Genomic DNA, 17,783 nt, shown 5'->3' on the forward strand with positions numbered 1-17,783 from the left:
CATGGGCGGAAGCGAAGCATGCCACGGCCTGGCGTTCATCGTCGAGGGTGCGACGGAGAAGGTCTTCTACCTCGAGTACCTCTCGCAGCTGTGCGCGGCCAAGGGCCTCGCCCTCAGGAAGGACCTCGACACGCAAGAGGACCGCTACGCCATAACATCGGCAAACGGCGAGAAGGTCGTCATGATGGCCAGCGTGAACTCCGTCTCCCAGATGACCAACTCGGCCACGTGGTTCGACAGGGCTTGCGTAGGCGAAAACCCGGAAATCGCTTGGACGGTCTTCCTCTGCTACGACACCGATGAGTACAACAGCGACATCACGAAGTTCCACGAGGACGACTGGGTGATGCTGCGCGAGAGCATCTCTCCCGCAGCGCAGAAGGTCGTCGACCTGGCGGCTAAGGCCGACATCGAGGACGTGATGCTGTGCGACCTGCCCGGCGTCCTGTCCTTCCTAGGGTTGCCACCTGAGACGGAGATGCCGCCGGGCAACAAGGGGAAGACGAAACTCAAGAAGCTCTACAGGAAGGTGGCGCCGAACAAGGCGTACCACTCCGGCGAGCGCGCCAAGGACTTGATCTCGCACCTCGACATGGCAGAGATCAGGGCATCGGCGCCCGTCCCGCTCGGAGAGATAGACAGAGCGGTCGTAAGCGGCTGATGTAACTTTTGGCACCCTAGAACTTACATCGAGCCCCGATTTTATGGCGAAATCGGGGCTTTTCTCGTCCGCATGTAAGTTTGATGACGCATCTATCTGACAAGCAGCACGCAGCGAGCATAGTCAGATCACTCTCTCTGGCTATCATGTCAGCCCTACTTCTCGATGTGGGCGAGGTGAAGGCAAGTGCCGCAGCTGACTGGCAAGTACTATTTGTCAGGCCTGCCACGATTGCCGCCGATGTCTGATAACAAAGAACGGGCTGCAAAGCCAGCCACTGGGCATTTAATCCAACAGATGCCTAATCGCGCCTATAGGCAGAGGGGCGCAACGCCCAGAGACACTGCCGTCTCCTCCACAACCGGTCTCCCAGCTTGCCGAAACGCTCGACGACAAACCGGAGGGCTGAATCGAAGCTGAATGCAGCCTTGCCCGCTCCGACACGCCGAGGCGGCTGGAACACCGATACGGATGTCGTGCGAGCATAGGTAGGTGGATGTCTGCTGTAGGCCGTGGGCCTACAGCAGACATCCCTTTTGTCAAGACGAAAAAACAAGATTACCTGCAGAAATGATCCGATTAGATAGCTGAACTACCTGTTTCCTGGAGTTTGAACCTCCAGACTTTTGCAACTTATTCCGACCATCATTGGCGATGAGCCAGCTTCGAAAAGCTGCCTCTAAATCGGATAGCAAATCGTCCCATTGGGACAGATTCCCAATGGGACGATTCTTCGCACCAACGTCGACGCATACACAAACCCAGCGATGTAGCGAAACGGCAAATCTGAACAAATCGCGAGGCTTTAAAGCATCGACGAGCAACACCGGCTTAGCTCGCAGCTAAGGACGCATGCCTCGACCGCCGCTATAATTCAAATGGATAATGGAATGGCACAGCGCATTGGAGACATATGGCAAAGAAGAAGCAGCCGCAGGCACAAACGCCGGAACTGTTTGCTAGGCGGGCATATCGCTTGCGCGGCAGCGGCACCACGGTTTACGCCGCGCATGCGCATCGGTGCTGAACGTTAAAACGCGCCCCTAAGCTGTATATTCTTCCAATTTGCGAAGTAAAATGCGAAACGTATGTAACGAACCAAAGGAGGCCGCTTGGAAGAGACGAGCTTCGAAATCAGGATACCGTGCGACGACGATGGCTTCATCCTACTGCGATGCCCGCACTGCGGCGAGCTGTTCAAGCTCATCGCCGAGGATATCGAGTCCGACGAAACCCTGGATATCTATTGCCCTTCCTGCGGCCTGAGCGACAGCAACTTCCTCACGCAAGACGTCATCGACCTTGCTCTCGCGAAAACAAGCAACTACGCGATGAACGCGATTACCCAACAGCTCCAAGCCTTTGCAAAGAAGAACAGCAGCAGCCTCATTCGATTCAAGGTCAAAGCCAATCGCGAAAGGGAGCCGGAGCCGCCAATCAGGGCGGCGATTGAGGCCCTGCAGATTGCAACCTGCCATGATTGCGGGCGGGAAGCCAAGGTCTCACCGGCCCTCGCCATGTCGGCTTACACGTGCCCGCTCTGCGGAATAGGACAATTTAATGAACGATAGCAAGACAACGCTGAAGAAACTCCTCTTCGAGCACAACTCGGAAGCAAACGCCCTTTTACACGCAAACTACAACGAGCTGGAAACGGCAATCACGCGATACCTCCGTTTCATCGAAGGCGAGCCCATCATCAAGGCATTCATCGACGATATTGTGGCAAACCATACGCCAGATGGGTTCGACGCAGTCGAAATGCTTGGAAGCGCCTCAAGAAACGTGCATTCGGCGCTCGGCCCATTCCCGCCAGAATACAAAAGCGAATCAGCCGTCGTCTATCTTCTGCTAAAGGCAATGGTAGATGAGCATGCGTACAACGGCAGCTTACTGGTCTATGGCTATGCGCACGGCTCGAAGAAGTTCGATGATATGGCGAAAAACTTCCTCGAAGAAGTCGCCCGGCGCTTGGTGGCGGGCGTTAACCGCACGCTCACATTGGAGGGAATAGAAATGGGCCTCGACAGCAACGTCTCGCAGTTCAATTATTTCGGGAACCATGGAGGTGCCGTGGCCGCCATGGCAACGGACAACGCATCGGTCACGGCAAACCAGACGAACGGCGCGGCGGCCGAAGAGCTCAAGACAATCCTCGAAGACCTGAAAAAGTCGACAAGCGAGCTCCATGCCGATAGGCAGCAAGCCGCCCTGGAAACCATCGAGGCTATGAAGGAAGCCTTGTCCGATGCGCAGCCAAAACCCTCAATCATCAAAACGATCATGAACAGCCTCAAGGGCTTCAACGACTGCTCATCCTTCGCGACGCATGTCGCAGCCCTAGCCACATTCGTGTCGACGCATTTCCCGGGGACCCTGGGATAGTTTGCGAAAAATGAGGCGGCTTGCATCTGATCTTTGCAGTAGCGCGCCAGCGTTTGCTCCCAGGTCTCCGCGCGCACGTCGTCCAGCTGGGCCGATTCCCGCTCGATGCCGGCCTTCTCGCCCTTCAGCTCCTGCAGCCTGGCGTCGACGGCCCGCGCGAGCTCGGCGTACTGGGCCTTGTCGATGACGCCCGCGGCGTAATCGGAGTACATGCGCAGCCGCAGGTCGCCGTTGTGCTCGATGCGCCCCTTCACCGACTCCAGGCGGCAGGCGAGCTCGGCGCGCCTGTCGTGGCGGTACGCCTCGGCGCCCCTCACGGCGCCATCGCCGTCGACCGCCGCGAGGGCGTGCCCGTGCACTGCCCGCATCACCGCCGCCGAGAGCTCGTCCTCCCACACCTTGTGCATGCCGCACTCGGCGCGGTTCTTCCTATGGGTCTCGCAGGAATAATAGAAGCTCTTGCCGCCGGAGCAGCGGCTCGCATGCCGCGCCATCGTCGCGCCGCAATCCGCGCAGAAGAGGAACCCCGACAGCGGCAGCGACCGCTTGGCGCCGGGAGACAGGCGCATATCGCGCCGCGCCAGCTTGCGCACCAGGCCGAAGGTGGCCGGGTCCACTATCGCCTCGTGCGCGCCGGGCGAGCGGTCCCACCGGGACTCGTCGACGGGGAGCACCGCCTTGCGCCGAAAATCTGGCTTGCAGGTCTTGCCCTGCACGAGCGTGCCCGTGTAGGCCTCGTTCGACAAGATGCGCAGCACCGTGCGCGCATCCCAGGCGGCCCTCTCTCCCTTGCAGAAGTTCGCGCTGCGCGCCGCGCCCTTCGCCGCGAAATACTCATAGGGGCTCGGCACGAGATCCTCGTTGAGCATGGCGGCTATGCCGGCGGCGCTCATGCCGCCGATGCGCGCGTCGAAGATGCCGCGCACCACGCCAGCGGGTTCCGGGTCGATCACGAGCCTGCCGCGGTCGGGACCCGACCCCTTGACGTAGCCGTAGGGGGCGAAGGCGCCAACGAACTCGCCGCGGCGGCGCTTGGCGGAAAGCGACGCCTTGGTCTTGGCGGAGGCGTCGCGACGATACATGTCGTTGAAGAGGTTCTTCACCGGCAGCATCAGCGCGTCGGCCGGCGTCTTCTCGGCTGCGGAGTCGTAGCCGTCGGTGATGGCCACCACGCGCACGCCGAGCGCCGGGAACACCTGGTCCAGGTAGCGCGACACGTCCAGGTAGTTGCGGCCGAGGCGGCTCAGGTCCTTGACCACGATGCAGTCGACCTTGCCGGTCTCCACGTCGGCGAGCAGGCTGCCCCATCCGGGGCGGTTCTCGAAGGTGGAGCCCGAGAAGCCGTCGTCGGAGTACTCGGCGACGATGCTCAGGCCTCCGTTCGCGTCGGCGAAGTCGCGGATCATGGCGTGCTGGTTGAGCACCGAGCCGCTGGTGCCGTAGCTCTCGTCGTCGACGGAGAGCCTGGCGTAGCTGGCGGCGCGATAGACCCTGGCCGCTGTTTTTGGCGTTTTGGTTTTGGGCATGAAAAGGCCTCCTTTTGCACGTGCTTGTACGTGCAAAAGGAGGCTCTGAGGATGCCCTCGGGATGCGCTGCGCTTCCCGCCAAGAAAAAACAACCGACGCCGAGGGCCCTTGTATGCGTCTGGCGCAATCGTACCACGCCTTCGGCGACTCGGCGCCGGCGAAGGCGGAAATCTCAGGGTTGATGGAGCGTTGGCCGATGCCGGCCGAATCGCGTCACGCAGGCCCGTCGCCTATGACGTCGCGCACGTTCTCGCGCGCGGCCAGGTAGCGCGACACAGCTTCCTCGATGCTGCACTCCCCGGCGTAGGACACGCGCACGCCGATTGATCCGCATCGTGCGCAAGGCTCATCGCAAGCCGCTGCAGAAGCATCCTGCCGAAGCTCGCGCGGCAGCGCGGCAGTAGTCGCCGCTTCGTTCAGCTCGCTGGCAACAAGCGGCTCGTCGCCATCGCGATGGAGCATCTCGCCCTGCACGGCTTCCACCTGTTCATTTCTCATCGCGACCGCCAATCCCGAACATGGCCTCGAGCTCGGCGCGCGTCTCGTCGTCGAGCCCCTCCAATTCCTCGAGGACGATCTCCTTGATGACGGGGTACGAGCGCGCCAGGCGCTTGTAAATCGCGTAGACGGTGACGTACTCCTCCTCGCTGTGCTGCTTGACGGTCTTGCCTTCGAAGTAGATGGCGCGGATGGTACCCTGGCTGGACTCGCTCAGAAAGGATATCGCCCAGTCCAGTATGCTGCGCATGAGCGAGTGCAATTCGTCCTCGTGGACGCGCTCCTGCTCGGAGGCGGGGCTGCGGTCGTCTGCGAACAGTTCCTCGGGGTTCATCGCCCCCTCCCCGTCGCTCCGCATGAGCTGGCTAAACAGTATCGGGCGCATGGTGACGCCCTTGATCTTGACGATGCAGTCATAGCTGCTGCGGCAGCTTCGCGATGAGGGCATGTTTCCTCCCCTGGGTCAGGGAGCGCGGGATTGCGCTCCTGCCCAGAGGCGGAGAACGAAGTATTTTGGACGTGCCCTAAGGGCGAGCGGCGGCCACGACGAAAGAGGGCCTTTTGACGATTGTCACCCCCAGTAGTTAACGACCGTTAACCAGCAGCGAATAATCCGCCCAAAGACCAAGAAACCCCGCAACTCGGCTTGAGTTGCGGGGCAAGTAAACACTAGAGGTCGAAGTCGATCAATAGGGGCTGATACTTAAAGCAGCTGCCTTAAGTATCAGCCCAATCTTCGCAATCGGTCACATAATATCGGATGAAATGAGGCCTTCTCGACATTGCGGAACCCGATATAGCATGAACCACACGGCCTCACGCTCCAAAACTCATCAAGAGCGAACGCGCCTCCGTCCCCATTCATCCGGCTCAGCGACCCCTAACGCAGTCTTTCAGCTTCTCGCTGATGACCTCCATAGCGGCATCGTAGGCATCGGATAGCTCCCTCATCGAATCGAACAGCTGAGTACGGGTCCTTGAGTCAGAAGTGACGTTATGAGCCTTCTGGCGAAATAGCGAGAGGGCTTTTACCAGCTCGACGTCGTCGATCCTACACGAAAGCAACAGGATATCCTCCAGCGACTGGCGCTGCATTTCCGAGTCCGCAGGATCAACAATCCAATCCGCCCATTCCTTCCCCTCGGTAGCAAGCTTATCCATCTGGAGGCAGCATTTCCCCGTGGCCCTCATACCGCGCTGGACAGCTTCTTGCAGTCCCATCAGATTGTCGCGCTCGAAGCGCCTCCACTCATCCTCGCGAGAGGCGTCGAGCCTCTTGTCCTCGAGCTTGTTCTGGGGCCTTGCCGTCATGCAAGCCGCAAGTAGCGTCACGGCCCCGCCGATAAGCGTGCCAACAAGCGACGGGAGCGCTGGGGTCAAGGTGTCCAGAACGGCGCTTAGGCTGCAAGAATCCAACGCAGAGTCCTTTCTTCAAGAGCCTACATATTCGCAAGCATATCATTGATGGCACTTCCGAACTCGGCGTCTTTCTCAGCGTGCTCGAGCTCGGTGCGGCACCTTGTCACCTCTTCCCCATGCTTACGTTGCCGCTCGCACCTCACCACAGTTCAACGTTGCGATAGGTCAAGGGATCTATGTCGACGGCCGGGCCGTCGGCCATCCTGGCGATCTCCTGGACAACACCTTCAACATTGAACTTAGTTCGCCCAACCCCTCTAAAACGAATTCCAAACAGCAACTATTGCCCAGATGGCTTTTAGGCGCCTACCCCAACTTAATACTCTTGGCACCAACCCTGAATACGACAACCGTCATCATCACATTGAGCGCTATCTGCGATATTGTTGTGGCAATTGAAGTACCGATGCCGCCGTACAGAGGTATCAGAAGATAGTTGCCCACAAGGTTGATGGCAAGGGAGATAAGCGCTATGGCAAACTGAAGACCATAGCGATTCAGCGACATGATGAGCGCGGACGCCGGCGCAAAGACATAGGCCGAAAATGCGTTGATGCACAGTATTTGAAACATTGGTATAGAGGCATCGTATCCATCACCGTTCAAAACAGGGAAAACAAGCTGAGCCCCGACACAGCAAATTGCAACCAAAGCCACGAATGGCACGGTAGTCTTCTTGAACCACTTGATGGCAAACTCGCGCTGTTTCTCGGTACTCTCGGTCATCTCCGCCTTGGACATCCTAACGCGAAGGACGGTCTTAATGGAAGGCAGGAAGAGCAGCACCATGTTAAAGTACTTCGATGCAACGCCGAACTCGGCGACCGCCTGGGTAGACCCAAAGGACGCCAGCATAGTGATATTCGCCTGGTTGTACAATTGCGTGGCAACGCTATAGAGAATCAACCAAGCAGAAACAGCCAGGAACTCCCTACCAGCCTTGAAGTCGACCGCGATAGCCGCATCGCCGTGCCTAACAAGCTTCCCTATCATAGTAAGCGAAATCACAAAACAGGCTAATCCCGAAAAGCAGTACGATGCAAGAATGCTCTCCAACGAACCCGCCGCCAATACAACCGCAAGCGCAATGCAGGCGAGCAGGGTCAACTGCTTCGCATTCTCGACAACACCGGACTTAGCATAGAGTTCACGGGATTGGAAGAAGGCGATATTCAGCTGCACAGTACCCAGCAAAAAGCCGTAAACGATAGCGGCCAGCATGACTGGATGGGCGACTCCCATAGCTTCAGCCATAGGGTAAGACCCGATAAGAAGAAGGACAAGGCAAGCTACGTTAATCGCATGCGAAATAAAAATAAGTGAATCGCGGTATGCACGATCCTTGGTCATCCTCTCGGTATTGTAGCGAACATAGGCAAGCGCGATACTTTGCCCGGCAATCCCTAAAATAGTCGACGAAGTTGTGAAGAACACAGTGTAGCTTGCGTAATCCTCAACTGAAAGTATCCGTACCAATGCGACGGTCACAACCAGCTGTAGCGCCCTTGCGGCCATGTTAAACATAGTCACAACCGAAAAGTCCCGCGGTATAACCTGCTTAATCTTCAAGATTAATCCTCCGAAGTCCCTAGAAGGGAGCAGACGAAAACAACAAAGAACGAGGTGAACGCAATTGAATACAGAATGCCCAATGACCAGCCAATCGCCGTGTAAATGACCAGCAACACAACGGCCAAAGCGTTCTTTCTTTTGAACGCCAGCCAAAGGGAACAAATTAGACCTAGAACAAAGGGGATAAATCCAACCAGTCCATTCTCGCAAAGAACCTGCACATAGACATTATGTGGGTTCGTTCCGTGAAGACCGGAGTTGGCCGGCATGCCAAGCGAAGCCTCGTAAATAGCGTACTGCCCGGTGCCGATGCCAAAAACGGGAGAGTTGCCAAACTGCTCTATCGCCAGTTGCCTCTTGATATCTCGACTTGAAACGGTATCTTGAAACGTCAGGGAATCGATCATCGACTGTCCGAGCGGACTAGCAACGACGGCAACGACGGCAATCATCAAACAGAGCAGGAGTGCCTTTTTCTCAAGCGAGACATCACGAGTCTTGGCCAGCATCAGGTAAGCGCCAACGATTACCAGCAGATAATAGAAAGTTCTCGCACCGGTGACAACGCCAGCAACCATGCACAGCAAAATTACAATGATGCGCACAGGCGCTTTAAGCCGCGTGGCACCCAAAGCCAAAACCGCAATAGTCACATTGCTAAACAGAGCAGAAATGATCGAGTCGCCAAAAATCCCATCCGGTCTATAAAGGCGAATCGTCGATGGAGAGAACTCCCAACTGGCCATAGAACCATACTGCCAAATTGTTATGCCGGCGTTCACGATACCAGCTACTAGACATATGGAGAGCAGTTTTCTAGCGATGCCCTTCCTCTCTTCGTCTTCGAACGAGAAGAAGCAAGCGATGCCTACCACATAAACCGCAAGCTTCAGGGCTTCCACGTACTCCTTATAGAAAAGCGCGGAAGTCCCAGCAATCAACGCGAAAACTAGGAGGAAAGCGTAGGCAATATTCATCCTCAGACTCAGAGTTCGTTTGCCATTACGAACGAGAACAACCACCATGAGAAGAAAAGCCACCGGTATCGCAACGTTCAGGTCAGAATAACGAACCTGCGTAAGGGAAAACGAGTCGACATTCGCCACCACAGCAACGCCAGGAAGCGACCCTAGAACCTCTCCAACCACAGAGCCAATAGGAGAACCTGCCGGCAGCGAAATACTAGAGAAGAGAAGTATTATCAGAGAGAAGCAGAAGACAAGCCCCGTTAGATCCGCATTCGGCACGTAAGAAACACTAGAGGTTCTAGTCTTCATTAAGGATCTCCCTAACAGTAATCACATTAGTCCTGCCATATTCAAAAGGAACATCAAGAATCGAGCTCTTTATGACGGCGCCATAATGTGGGGAATAAAGCCCCTCCCGAACGCTAATATCGCTTTCGGCGCAAAAGACCACCGAAACACCCCGACACGTTAGGACCGCCTCTTTGCGTCCCACAACGGAAACATCGACCTCCGGAGCAAGAACGAATGATCTCGTCGCAGCAACGGCGGGCGCAGCGCCCTCAACGTCATCCTTGACCGCAACCCCCTCCGATCCAACCTCCACAACCCTCTTGTGAGTCACGCCAAGACGCGTGGCCCAGCAATCCGTCGCGCCCCTGAAAACAACCGTCCCATCAGCCTCCGCAACATCAAGGCTCGCGCCGCCGCACCTCGTATACCCAAACAACCCTCGGAATTCATTTTGCTCAAGATTCCCAAACCGCAACGTCGAGTGTTGTGCGGTACCGCGAAGGATATTGCGCACCTTGGGATCGCGCGTATAAACACCAGAACCGGGGTCCACAAAAAACGGCACGCCCTTGAAGCCAAGCGTGAAGGAAAGCTTATCGTTATGCGTATGTCCAGGCTCGGACTCATCGACAAAGCCATCAGAAGCGAAGAATCCCAACGACCAGTCTCCATACCTAGCAAGAGCCATACCCGCATCATAAAACGTTCTCGCCCCTCCGCGCCATGAGGGAAAACATGCAACACGGCCGGAAGCACCGTAAAACAGCTCTTCTTCGGCGAAGAACGCTTCATCAGGAGCATCCGGACCGATTTCCCTGTCAACCAGCCTACTCACGAGGCGTAAGTCATCATAGCGCTCGGGTGAAATACACACTACGCGTCCTGAATCGTTATCTCCTACCTGCAGGGAACGCCCATCTTTGTTTGTTACGGCATCAAGAAAACGACCGAGAATCGAAAGACGCTCAAAATACTCCGCTGGCAGCTTATAGGGCGTTTCAGCAAAGCACTTGCCCGCGAAGAAGAGCATCTCTCCCATCAGCCGTGTATAGCGGGTGCTGCGCTCGAAGCAACAACCGTCGTCGAGAACCTGTTTCCGCACGCATCTCATCAGCTCGTTGTGGGTGTATTCCCCCCACTTCCGTGCTTTGGGCAGGTTGGGGTAGGCCGCAACGACAGCAGCAAGTCCAAGCAGGTCGGCGATGTAGTGGTTGTTCTCTTGCAATCTAGCTGATGTCTCGAGGTTTGCCCAAATATGCTCACCATGGCAGAAAGCAAGCTCCGCAATCACCGTATGCATTGGGTCGTCCTCGCAAAGCCCGCACCGCAACAGCTCGTATGAGGAAAGTAGGTTGAACACGCGAATGCCGACTTCCATAGTGCACGTCCACTGGACACCCCTCCCCATAGGGTTCACAGAGGCAAAAGAGCCCACTTTGGCACGATAACAATCAAGGAACCTTGCATCGCCTGTTTGGCGAAATGCCGCCGCAAGGGGGAGAAGGTACTGCATCCTTCCGTATTCCCATGGCACCTTTATGTCGGCAACTCCAGATTCCGGTTTAATGGCATCGTAAGGCCCATCTGGAAAACGATATCCAGCAACGAAATCAGTACGCCATTCGTCTTCCACGGTAATATCTCTTGGCAGATCGAACCATTCCCCGAAAAGCACGAAGGAGCCACCGATTATCCTCTCGGCAGCTCTCCGGATCTCGATATCGAAGGACTTGAATCCAGCAGAGCCACTATCGACAAAAATGTGCCCGTTAAAACCCTCGGCAAGCTCGTTACCTAAACAAGATGCCTTCTGGCGGATGGCGCTGCTACTACTCTTATATATCTGCCTCTTAACCTTACGCGTGGTCCTGTTAGCGACCGCAACGGCAAGACGCCGGCATATACGCTGAACCATGTTAGCCTTTCTTGCCTCTCTTATCCGTAACTTCCGCTTCTAGAACCTTCAGCACCTTATCCATCTGCACTTTCCAGTCGAACTGCTTCTCGGCGAAGGCACGCATCTTGCTGCCAGTCTCCGGGTCTGTAGCCGTCCTATTTGCAAAAGCGACAACCTTGTCAATGGGTATCGGGTCGTCATTGCTGGGAAGCAGGAGAGTGAACTCCTCGTCCCCGTTAAAACCTTTCTCGGGGAACGAATAGATAAACGGTATGCCTCTGGCACAATACTCCCTGGATTTCATCGTTGAACCGAGGGAAATCCCGATTCTATGCAATCCAAGAGAACCGACAGCAACATCCGCGTCATCAAAGAAAGCGTCAAGCTTGCTTCCGGTCGCAGCACCCGCAAATACAATAAAATCTTCTAGCTTCAGCTCGGAAACAAGCTTCTCCAAGGAAGGATTCTCTGCACCCACACCAACGAGCGTAAGCAGCACGGGTCGGGCGCCCTTATACTCAGCAAGCCCGCGAATGAGCCTGTCAACACCATGATGAGGGGAGAACTTGGCGACAGCAAGAAGCCTCACGGCTTCGCAAGGCGCGCCAGCCTTCCTCAATGGAATAGCTCCAAGGTCAATTCCATTGTCGTAGGTGATGTTCGGCACTCCCCAGATAGTGTCGTCATCAAGGTAAGTGATGGCGTAGTCGAAGTAGCGCGGGGCATGTTTCGCCCTAAGGGATTCCAGCCACGCATATGCCCTATGTACGACATAGCTCAAATACTTGCGCGATTCGAGAAGCCTTTTATGGCGCGCATCCCTTTCCATCTCAAAGGGGAAGGTGGGAAACTCCACCGCAAGGACAACCCCATTGCTTCGAAGCTGTTTCGAGAACGAGCAGAAAACGTTATCAAGGTGGTCAAAACGAATAACCACTGCCTCAACACCGTTCGCAAGAGACCAATTGCTCAGAAAAGCATATTTGCTTCTGCGATCTCCCGCGGTCTTCCGAACATGGCTGGCAACGACTTCCCCGCTACTAGGTCGCTCTATCCTCGTTTCTAAGCCGTAGTCCTTACTTATATAGACGTCGTGTCCAGCCTCCTCGGAAGCCTTCGCCTGAGACATCACCTTAGCAGAGATGCCGAGAGATGAGTTTGAGTTAAAGTCAATTGCGGAAGTGAACAGAACGCTCAGTCGACGTCCTCCTTCGGTGCCCGATCTAGACATTTCGTAGGCACCCCCCTGAACAGACCCAAAGGGAGCATCCTTGATCATCACAGCATTCGCCCCAATCATCATATTGTCACCATTCACAATCGGACCGAGCACCTTCACACCCGCGCCGATGTGCTAATTATCGCCGACAGCAGACGCCTCGCAACGCCCTCTACGCCCGCCGTCGCGCAATCACGCAACTCTTGCCAATCTTCGCACGCTTATGCGCCACTACGCCTACGCCCTTGCAGCCGCAGGTTGCACCCTAGCCAATTTCACACTGAGCGAGGTTAACAAATTGCGAAAAGATAAATCTACGTCTCATATAGCCTCGAAAGGCTTGAGTTTATGCCAATACCGCTAATGCGCTCTTCTCTGCTTGTTCGCCGCATTCATAAAAGAGCTCATCTAAGGGCCCCCTTCCGCCCATTGTCCAAATCCGCGACCAGCTCCTCGAGGTAGTGGTCTACACAAAAATACTCCGCCGACGCGAGCGCCGCCTCCTTCATCGAAACAAGACGCTCGCGATCCCTGTCCAAAGCTTTTATTGCGTCGCACATCGCTTCAGCCGTACACTCATCAAGAACGATGCCGTCCTTACCAGACGCGACAAGCTCGGCATTGTAACCAATATTGCTCGCAACGGTCGGCACCGCTGCCATCTTTGTCTCAACCAAAACGCCCGGAACGCCTTCTGCTGCCCATTTACTGGGAAAAAGATGCAAGTCATACCTAGAGAGCTCGGAAACCGCATCATTTGTCACTGAGTCGAAGACACCATGATAGAAAACGTTCGGAAGCGCCGAAACCCGCGCTTCGAAAGCATCCTTGAATGTCTCCTCAACACGCCCATAGAAGTAGAATTCAACGCCCGCAAGGCGCTCGGCGCAGTCCAGAATGACGTCAGCCCCCTTCGCTGGTCCAATTAGCGAGAAGCTGACACATTTAAGGACGCCGCCCGTTTTATGCGGCAAGACCGTAGCAGTCGGCCTGTTACGGCAGTTAGGGTAAATCGACACATTATCCAAGCCAAGATTCCTTGTTGCATTACACATGGTCTTGGTTTCAACGTAAATACGACCCAGCTTCGCACAGGCTTTCCTATATGCTAAATCGCTCGACAAATGGCTCGGAAGAAGGCCCCCCATTGCCATTAGATAGCACCGAGAGAGAACGCTCGGTCTAACGATTGAGAGCAAACAAAGTAGAGCCCTTTGTATCCTCGCGTTACCGAACCCGAGCATGAAAAGGCCGTCCTTCGACGTCATCAGAAGCCGAACGATCTTGACGGTTCCCACATCCCTGAAGCCGACCTTCTCGACGGGGACGCGATCAGCAAGCGCCTCAGCGAGCAAGGCGTTCTTAACCGTCACTCCGCCGTACGGAGGAGGGAATTGTCCCAGATAGTAGACCTTCAACTGCTAGCACCTACTCCAGGCATCTTCCATGATATTCCAACAGAGCTCATCAAAAGTGATGCCAACAGCCTTTGCTGCATCAGGAAGCAACGAGGTCCCGGTCATGCCGGGAATGGTGTTCGTTTCCAGATACCAGAGGCGGTTGCGCTCGTCCAGAATACAATCGGTTCTGGACACACCATAGCAGCCGAGGGCGTCATGGGCTCCCAACGCCATCTCCTCGCACTGCCTAAGTTCTTCTTCAGTGAGATTTGCCGGACAAATGTGCTGCGCCATGTCCTGCTCGTATTTTGCCTCGTAATCATAGAATTCATTAGCCGGGATTATTTCAATGGGAGGAAGAACGCGAGGCTTCTCCCCGCCCAGCACCGCGACCGTCAGCTCCCTGCCTGAAATAAACTGCTCAACCAGAACCGAGGGAGCAAGCTCCAGCGCAGTGTCAATCGCACAAGCGAGATCGTCTCCATTGTCGACGATGGAGACGCCGAGGGCGGACCCTTCGGTTGAAGGCTTTACGACAAGCTTGCCTCCCAGTTTGGTCCTAATGTCTTCTATATTGCATTCCTCACCACGAAGCACCCTGATGTATCCAGGTGTTGGGATGCGGAAAGATTCGACCAACAGTTTTGCCACAAATTTGTCCATTGCAATCGCGCTGGAGAGAACGCCCGGCCCCGTATAGGGCAAGCCAACGCTTTCACAGAACCCCTGGATCGACCCGTTCTCCCCAGCCCCTCCGTGAAGGCAAATGAAGACGCCTTCGACAGAAGAGTCGAGGAGCGTATGAGCCCAGCCCTCAACGCCTGTGTCTATCTTTATGACCTCGTAACGCTTTTCCAGAGCCTCTTCCACGGCTGCGGCCGATAAGAGCGAGACCTCGCGCTCCCCGCTGGCGCCACCGCAAAGCAATGCGATTCGTCTAGCCATTTTCATCATCCTCCAACCGTCCAGTTATTTGATGTCCGACACAACGTAGCGAAGCTTTCCGCGCTTCGTGCGTTCGATTCCGTCGACGCGCTTGAAGGATACGGGGAGCATTCCCTTGGTCCTGTCGCGGAAGCGTTTCTCCGCCTCGGCGATGTCCTCAGTGTAGTTATCCGAAAGAGGAACAAAGCTAATTTCGACCGAGTAGTCCTCTAGCTGATGAATCTGAGCTTCCTTGATCGTCGCCGACTCAGTAAACAAAGCAGAGAGCGCGCCGACCTTGCCTCCGTCGGGAAGCGACAAAAGTTCGCCAGTCCGCCCATCGATCCGCTCGATTACCCTTCGGCCGTTCTTTAGCCTATCGGTGGTAATGGCAAGGTCGCCGGTGTCATAACGCAAGAGTGGGAAGGCGAAATTGGTAAGGCTACTACCAACGATTCGCGAATAATCGCCGCATTCAATGAACTCAACGGCGGAGTAATCCTCGTCAACAATGTAATCATGGTCGGCGTCCTCTCCAATGCACGCTACCGCCTCAGTGAGGCCGTACAGAGCATGGGGCTGTACCCCGAACGCCTTCTCTATGATGGACCGCTGATAACCATATAAGTTCTCGGCACTCGCCGTCACGGCCTTGATAGGCTTATCGAAAGTCAGACCGTTTTGCGCAACGAATGACGCAAACGGCATGATGCACGAAGGATACCCGTGGATCCAGGTTAGTCCGTAATCATTAATTGCTTTGAAGTAAGCCATGTAGTTTTCATCGTTGCCGTGGAAAGCCGAGAACTTAATCTGGAAAAGCGGCTGACACTCCCGCCAAAAAGGCGGCTTTCTCTGGTTCGGCGGCACAATGGTCCTGCTGCCGAAGTCGGCATACCTCGTGCCGTATTCAATGCCAATACGGTTCCAGAAGCGCCAAAAAGCCGCCCAAAGATCGCGAACATTGTCGACCGATTGCGGAAAGATGAGACTCGACCCCGTCGATCCGCTCGTGTGTTCAGTGATATGAGGAATCTGCTCGAGACTCTTAGGTTTCAACAGCTCAACATTGTCCCGAACGGTCTGCTTGTCAAGAATTGGAAGAGCGGCGAGATCGTCAGCGGTCTTGATAGACGCAGGGTTGACTCCGCCCTCATCAAACATATTCGTATAGAAAGGAACCTCGTCATAGCAGAACTGCACCATCTTCCGAAGCTTACGGTCCCTAATATCAAGTAGCTCGTCACGCGAGCAAGCGATGCGCGAGTTGTAATCGGCTAGACGCGACTTAAAGTCCCCGCCGAATCTTAGCTCGGCAAGTCGCCCACCTTCACGGCGACAACCGATGTTTTGCACGAAAATCGGCATGGCATTATAGAGCTTCATCTTATCCATATTATACAACTGCCTTTTTGTAGCGGGGATACGTAAAATAAACCTCGTGGGAATTGGCGGGTTGGCTAATGATCCGACAGGAGTCGCGGTACACGCCAAATTCTGGCGCATATGCGACCTCGTCTATTTGCCCATCGGCTTCGGGAACGTCACGAGCAAAGACAAAGGCACTCTCAATGCACCCGTCGCCTACAAGGTGGTCGACAACACGTAGCCCATCCGCCTCAAGCACAATCTCTCGAACCACTTTGCACTTCCCGCCACATTGAAGAAGAGCACCGCGTACTATCGTTGCCGCCGAATCCTCAACAGCGCCCGTACTGTACCTGGCAACCCGGAATGGCGCCCAGCACTCGTGCTGTTCCTCACCATTCACCATCACGGTACTGTGCGAATGCGTCTTCTTGAACTCAAGCCTTTTCGCATCCTGATAGGCAAAGGTGCCGCAGTTCACAATCCACGGCCCTCCATCCACAAAGCACTCGAAACTCAATGCGTCGCAATGAACGTGCCCCATGGCATAGGCCGGGCCCGGCTTGCCGGCATCGAAAATCACCTTGACGAAGCCCGCCTTGGTCTGCCGTTCGAGAATGCAGTAGCCTGAATTCTTTAGCACACCATGAAATTCCGGTACAACGCCGAAACGCTCGCGAGCGCAAAGCAACAGCGCGTCGCGACTCTTTGCCACGTTGTCGCCGCAATCGTTGAACAGTGGAGTCCTATCAATCCCGCGCTCCATGGAGTAAAGGCAGTCGCACATCTGCTGAAGTTTAAAAGCTTCAGCATGCTCACCAAAGCCCGAGTCGCGCAAGACAATTGCAGCGCGCATCAGATCCTCAAGCACAATCTTCTGATACATCGGGCTCAGCTCGAAGTGCATTCCGTCATCGAGCACCTGCTCGTTTACCTGCGCCTTTAGCATAGGCAAAGCAAGCTCGAGCGTCTTGCGGTCGCCAAAATAACACGCAAGGATAGCAAGGGCCTTCAAGTTCTCTAGATAGTGATTGGCCAGGAGGTCCTTCTCCAGGTGCTGAGAAAGATGTACGTACTGCTCGGCCAGCGATGCGTTAATTCGCTCGCAAAAGGCATCATCCGTCCTCAATGCGTCATCAAGCTCAGCTCTAAAAGCAAGCCAGCTAACGATGCGCATCGATATGACGTATGGATCCCAGGCGACGCCTCCGCGCTCCCGCGGGCAGGCATCTATCCAGCTGTCCACGATAGCTTTGGCTTTATCAAGGTATCGCTTATCACCCTCATCAAGGAAAGCCTTCGCAAGAGGAAGCAAGTATTCGTGGTAATGCAGGTTAAAACGCCAGAGCGGGGTCGAGAGCTCTGCGTGCCACGATTCGCGCCAATCCATGCGCTCCTCATGATTTAGGAGTTCCACCCTGTCATCAAGAAGAGCATCCACATCAAAACGCGCTAGAAAAACTGGATCGAAGTCAATCTCCGATAATGCGGGAACGCGGCGAATATCCGCCTTGTCCGCATCGGGGCAAGGCCTGTAACCAACATGCAAACGCGTGCTGCCCCCAAGCTTTCGCCAGATTCTATAGGCAATCTGACTAGGCTTGAGGTGCAGCGCGGTGTCTATATAAAGCCGCAGCTTTGACAATTCTTTAAT

General features: G+C 55.3%; 14 protein-coding genes. 2 read left to right on the top strand and 12 right to left on the bottom strand.

All coding sequences use genetic code 11. From position 1 onward, the window contains the following. Nucleotide 1 precedes the first annotated feature (1 nt). Both ACTQZK_RS02960 and ACTQZK_RS02965 read left to right on the top strand, forming a co-directional pair. Complete coding sequence (locus tag ACTQZK_RS02960; RefSeq protein WP_441898394.1) at nucleotides 2–661, top strand: hypothetical protein; 660 nt, start codon at nucleotides 2–4, stop codon at nucleotides 659–661. 1,112 nt (nucleotides 662–1,773) lie between these two features. Then, nucleotides 1,774–2,232 (top strand): hypothetical protein, encoded by a 459-nt coding sequence (locus tag ACTQZK_RS02965; RefSeq protein ID WP_441898396.1) that lies wholly within the window; start codon nucleotides 1,774–1,776, stop codon nucleotides 2,230–2,232. A gap of 477 nt (nucleotides 2,233–2,709) precedes the next feature. On the opposite strand, the gene ACTQZK_RS02970 is transcribed toward ACTQZK_RS02965, so the two are convergent. The 12 genes from ACTQZK_RS02970 to ACTQZK_RS03025 all read right to left on the bottom strand — a co-directional run bounded on the left by ACTQZK_RS02970 (nucleotide 2,710) and on the right by ACTQZK_RS03025 (nucleotide 17,774). Continuing rightward, a complete protein-coding gene (locus ACTQZK_RS02970; RefSeq protein WP_441898398.1) occupies nucleotides 2,710–4,572 on the bottom strand; it encodes a recombinase family protein in 1,863 nt (620 codons plus the stop codon). Between the two features lie 214 nt (nucleotides 4,573–4,786). Continuing rightward, nucleotides 4,787–5,071 (bottom strand): hypothetical protein, encoded by a 285-nt coding sequence (locus ACTQZK_RS02975; RefSeq protein WP_147271138.1) that lies wholly within the window; start codon nucleotides 5,069–5,071, stop codon nucleotides 4,787–4,789. After that, nucleotides 5,061–5,519, bottom strand: coding sequence for a hypothetical protein (locus ACTQZK_RS02980; protein ID WP_114513243.1), 459 nt, complete (start codon nucleotides 5,517–5,519; stop codon nucleotides 5,061–5,063). The genes ACTQZK_RS02975 and ACTQZK_RS02980 overlap by 11 nt, the downstream gene beginning before the upstream one ends. Nucleotides 5,520–5,941: 422 nt before the next feature. After that, complete coding sequence (locus ACTQZK_RS02985) at nucleotides 5,942–6,487, bottom strand: hypothetical protein (protein WP_441898400.1); 546 nt, start codon at nucleotides 6,485–6,487, stop codon at nucleotides 5,942–5,944. Between the two features lie 309 nt (nucleotides 6,488–6,796). Continuing rightward, on the bottom strand, nucleotides 6,797–8,059 hold the full coding sequence (locus tag ACTQZK_RS02990; protein ID WP_441898402.1) for an oligosaccharide flippase family protein: 1,263 nt from the start codon (nucleotides 8,057–8,059) through the stop codon (nucleotides 6,797–6,799). 2 nt (nucleotides 8,060–8,061) lie between these two features. Then, nucleotides 8,062–9,339 (bottom strand): O-antigen ligase family protein, encoded by a 1,278-nt coding sequence (locus ACTQZK_RS02995; protein WP_083809045.1) that lies wholly within the window; start codon nucleotides 9,337–9,339, stop codon nucleotides 8,062–8,064. Continuing rightward, on the bottom strand, nucleotides 9,329–11,236 hold the full coding sequence (locus tag ACTQZK_RS03000) for an alginate lyase family protein (RefSeq protein WP_441898404.1): 1,908 nt from the start codon (nucleotides 11,234–11,236) through the stop codon (nucleotides 9,329–9,331). The genes ACTQZK_RS02995 and ACTQZK_RS03000 overlap by 11 nt, the downstream gene beginning before the upstream one ends. 1 nt (nucleotide 11,237) lies before the next feature. After that, nucleotides 11,238–12,536, bottom strand: coding sequence for a glycosyltransferase family 4 protein (locus tag ACTQZK_RS03005; protein ID WP_154270369.1), 1,299 nt, complete (start codon nucleotides 12,534–12,536; stop codon nucleotides 11,238–11,240). Nucleotides 12,537–12,841: 305 nt separating this feature from the next. Beyond that, nucleotides 12,842–13,855, bottom strand: a complete 1,014-nt coding sequence (locus ACTQZK_RS03010; RefSeq protein WP_041239416.1) for a glycosyltransferase — start codon at nucleotides 13,853–13,855, stop codon at nucleotides 12,842–12,844. 3 nt (nucleotides 13,856–13,858) lie between these two features. Further along, nucleotides 13,859–14,782 (bottom strand): D-alanine--D-alanine ligase family protein, encoded by a 924-nt coding sequence (locus tag ACTQZK_RS03015; RefSeq protein WP_441898406.1) that lies wholly within the window; start codon nucleotides 14,780–14,782, stop codon nucleotides 13,859–13,861. Nucleotides 14,783–14,806: 24 nt separating this feature from the next. Continuing rightward, complete coding sequence (locus ACTQZK_RS03020; RefSeq protein WP_441898408.1) at nucleotides 14,807–16,156, bottom strand: phenylacetate--CoA ligase family protein; 1,350 nt, start codon at nucleotides 16,154–16,156, stop codon at nucleotides 14,807–14,809. A 1-nt stretch (nucleotide 16,157) separates the two neighbouring features. Continuing rightward, complete coding sequence (locus tag ACTQZK_RS03025) at nucleotides 16,158–17,774, bottom strand: heparinase II/III domain-containing protein (RefSeq protein ID WP_441898409.1); 1,617 nt, start codon at nucleotides 17,772–17,774, stop codon at nucleotides 16,158–16,160. Between the last annotated feature and the right edge of the window lie 9 nt (nucleotides 17,775–17,783).

It is taken from the genome of Paraeggerthella sp. LCP19S3_G8 (assembly GCF_052119225.1).
GTDB lineage: Bacteria > Actinomycetota > Coriobacteriia > Coriobacteriales > Eggerthellaceae > Paraeggerthella > Paraeggerthella hominis.

What these genes read in the sequence shown, in the direction of transcription:
- ACTQZK_RS02970 (WP_441898398.1), bottom strand. Translation starts at nt 4,572, where the DNA reads ATGCCCAAAACCAAAACGCCAAAAACAGCGGCCAGGGTCTATCGCGCC.
- ACTQZK_RS02960 (WP_441898394.1), top strand. Translation starts at nt 2, where the DNA reads ATGGGCGGAAGCGAAGCATGCCACGGCCTGGCGTTCATCGTCGAGGGT.
- ACTQZK_RS03000 (WP_441898404.1), bottom strand. Translation starts at nt 11,236, where the DNA reads ATGGTTCAGCGTATATGCCGGCGTCTTGCCGTTGCGGTCGCTAACAGG.
- ACTQZK_RS03020 (WP_441898408.1), bottom strand. Translation starts at nt 16,156, where the DNA reads ATGGATAAGATGAAGCTCTATAATGCCATGCCGATTTTCGTGCAAAAC.
- ACTQZK_RS03015 (WP_441898406.1), bottom strand. Translation starts at nt 14,782, where the DNA reads ATGGCTAGACGAATCGCATTGCTTTGCGGTGGCGCCAGCGGGGAGCGC.
- ACTQZK_RS02975 (WP_147271138.1), bottom strand. Translation starts at nt 5,071, where the DNA reads ATGAGAAATGAACAGGTGGAAGCCGTGCAGGGCGAGATGCTCCATCGC.
- ACTQZK_RS02995 (WP_083809045.1), bottom strand. Translation starts at nt 9,339, where the DNA reads ATGAAGACTAGAACCTCTAGTGTTTCTTACGTGCCGAATGCGGATCTA.
- ACTQZK_RS02980 (WP_114513243.1), bottom strand. Translation starts at nt 5,519, where the DNA reads ATGCCCTCATCGCGAAGCTGCCGCAGCAGCTATGACTGCATCGTCAAG.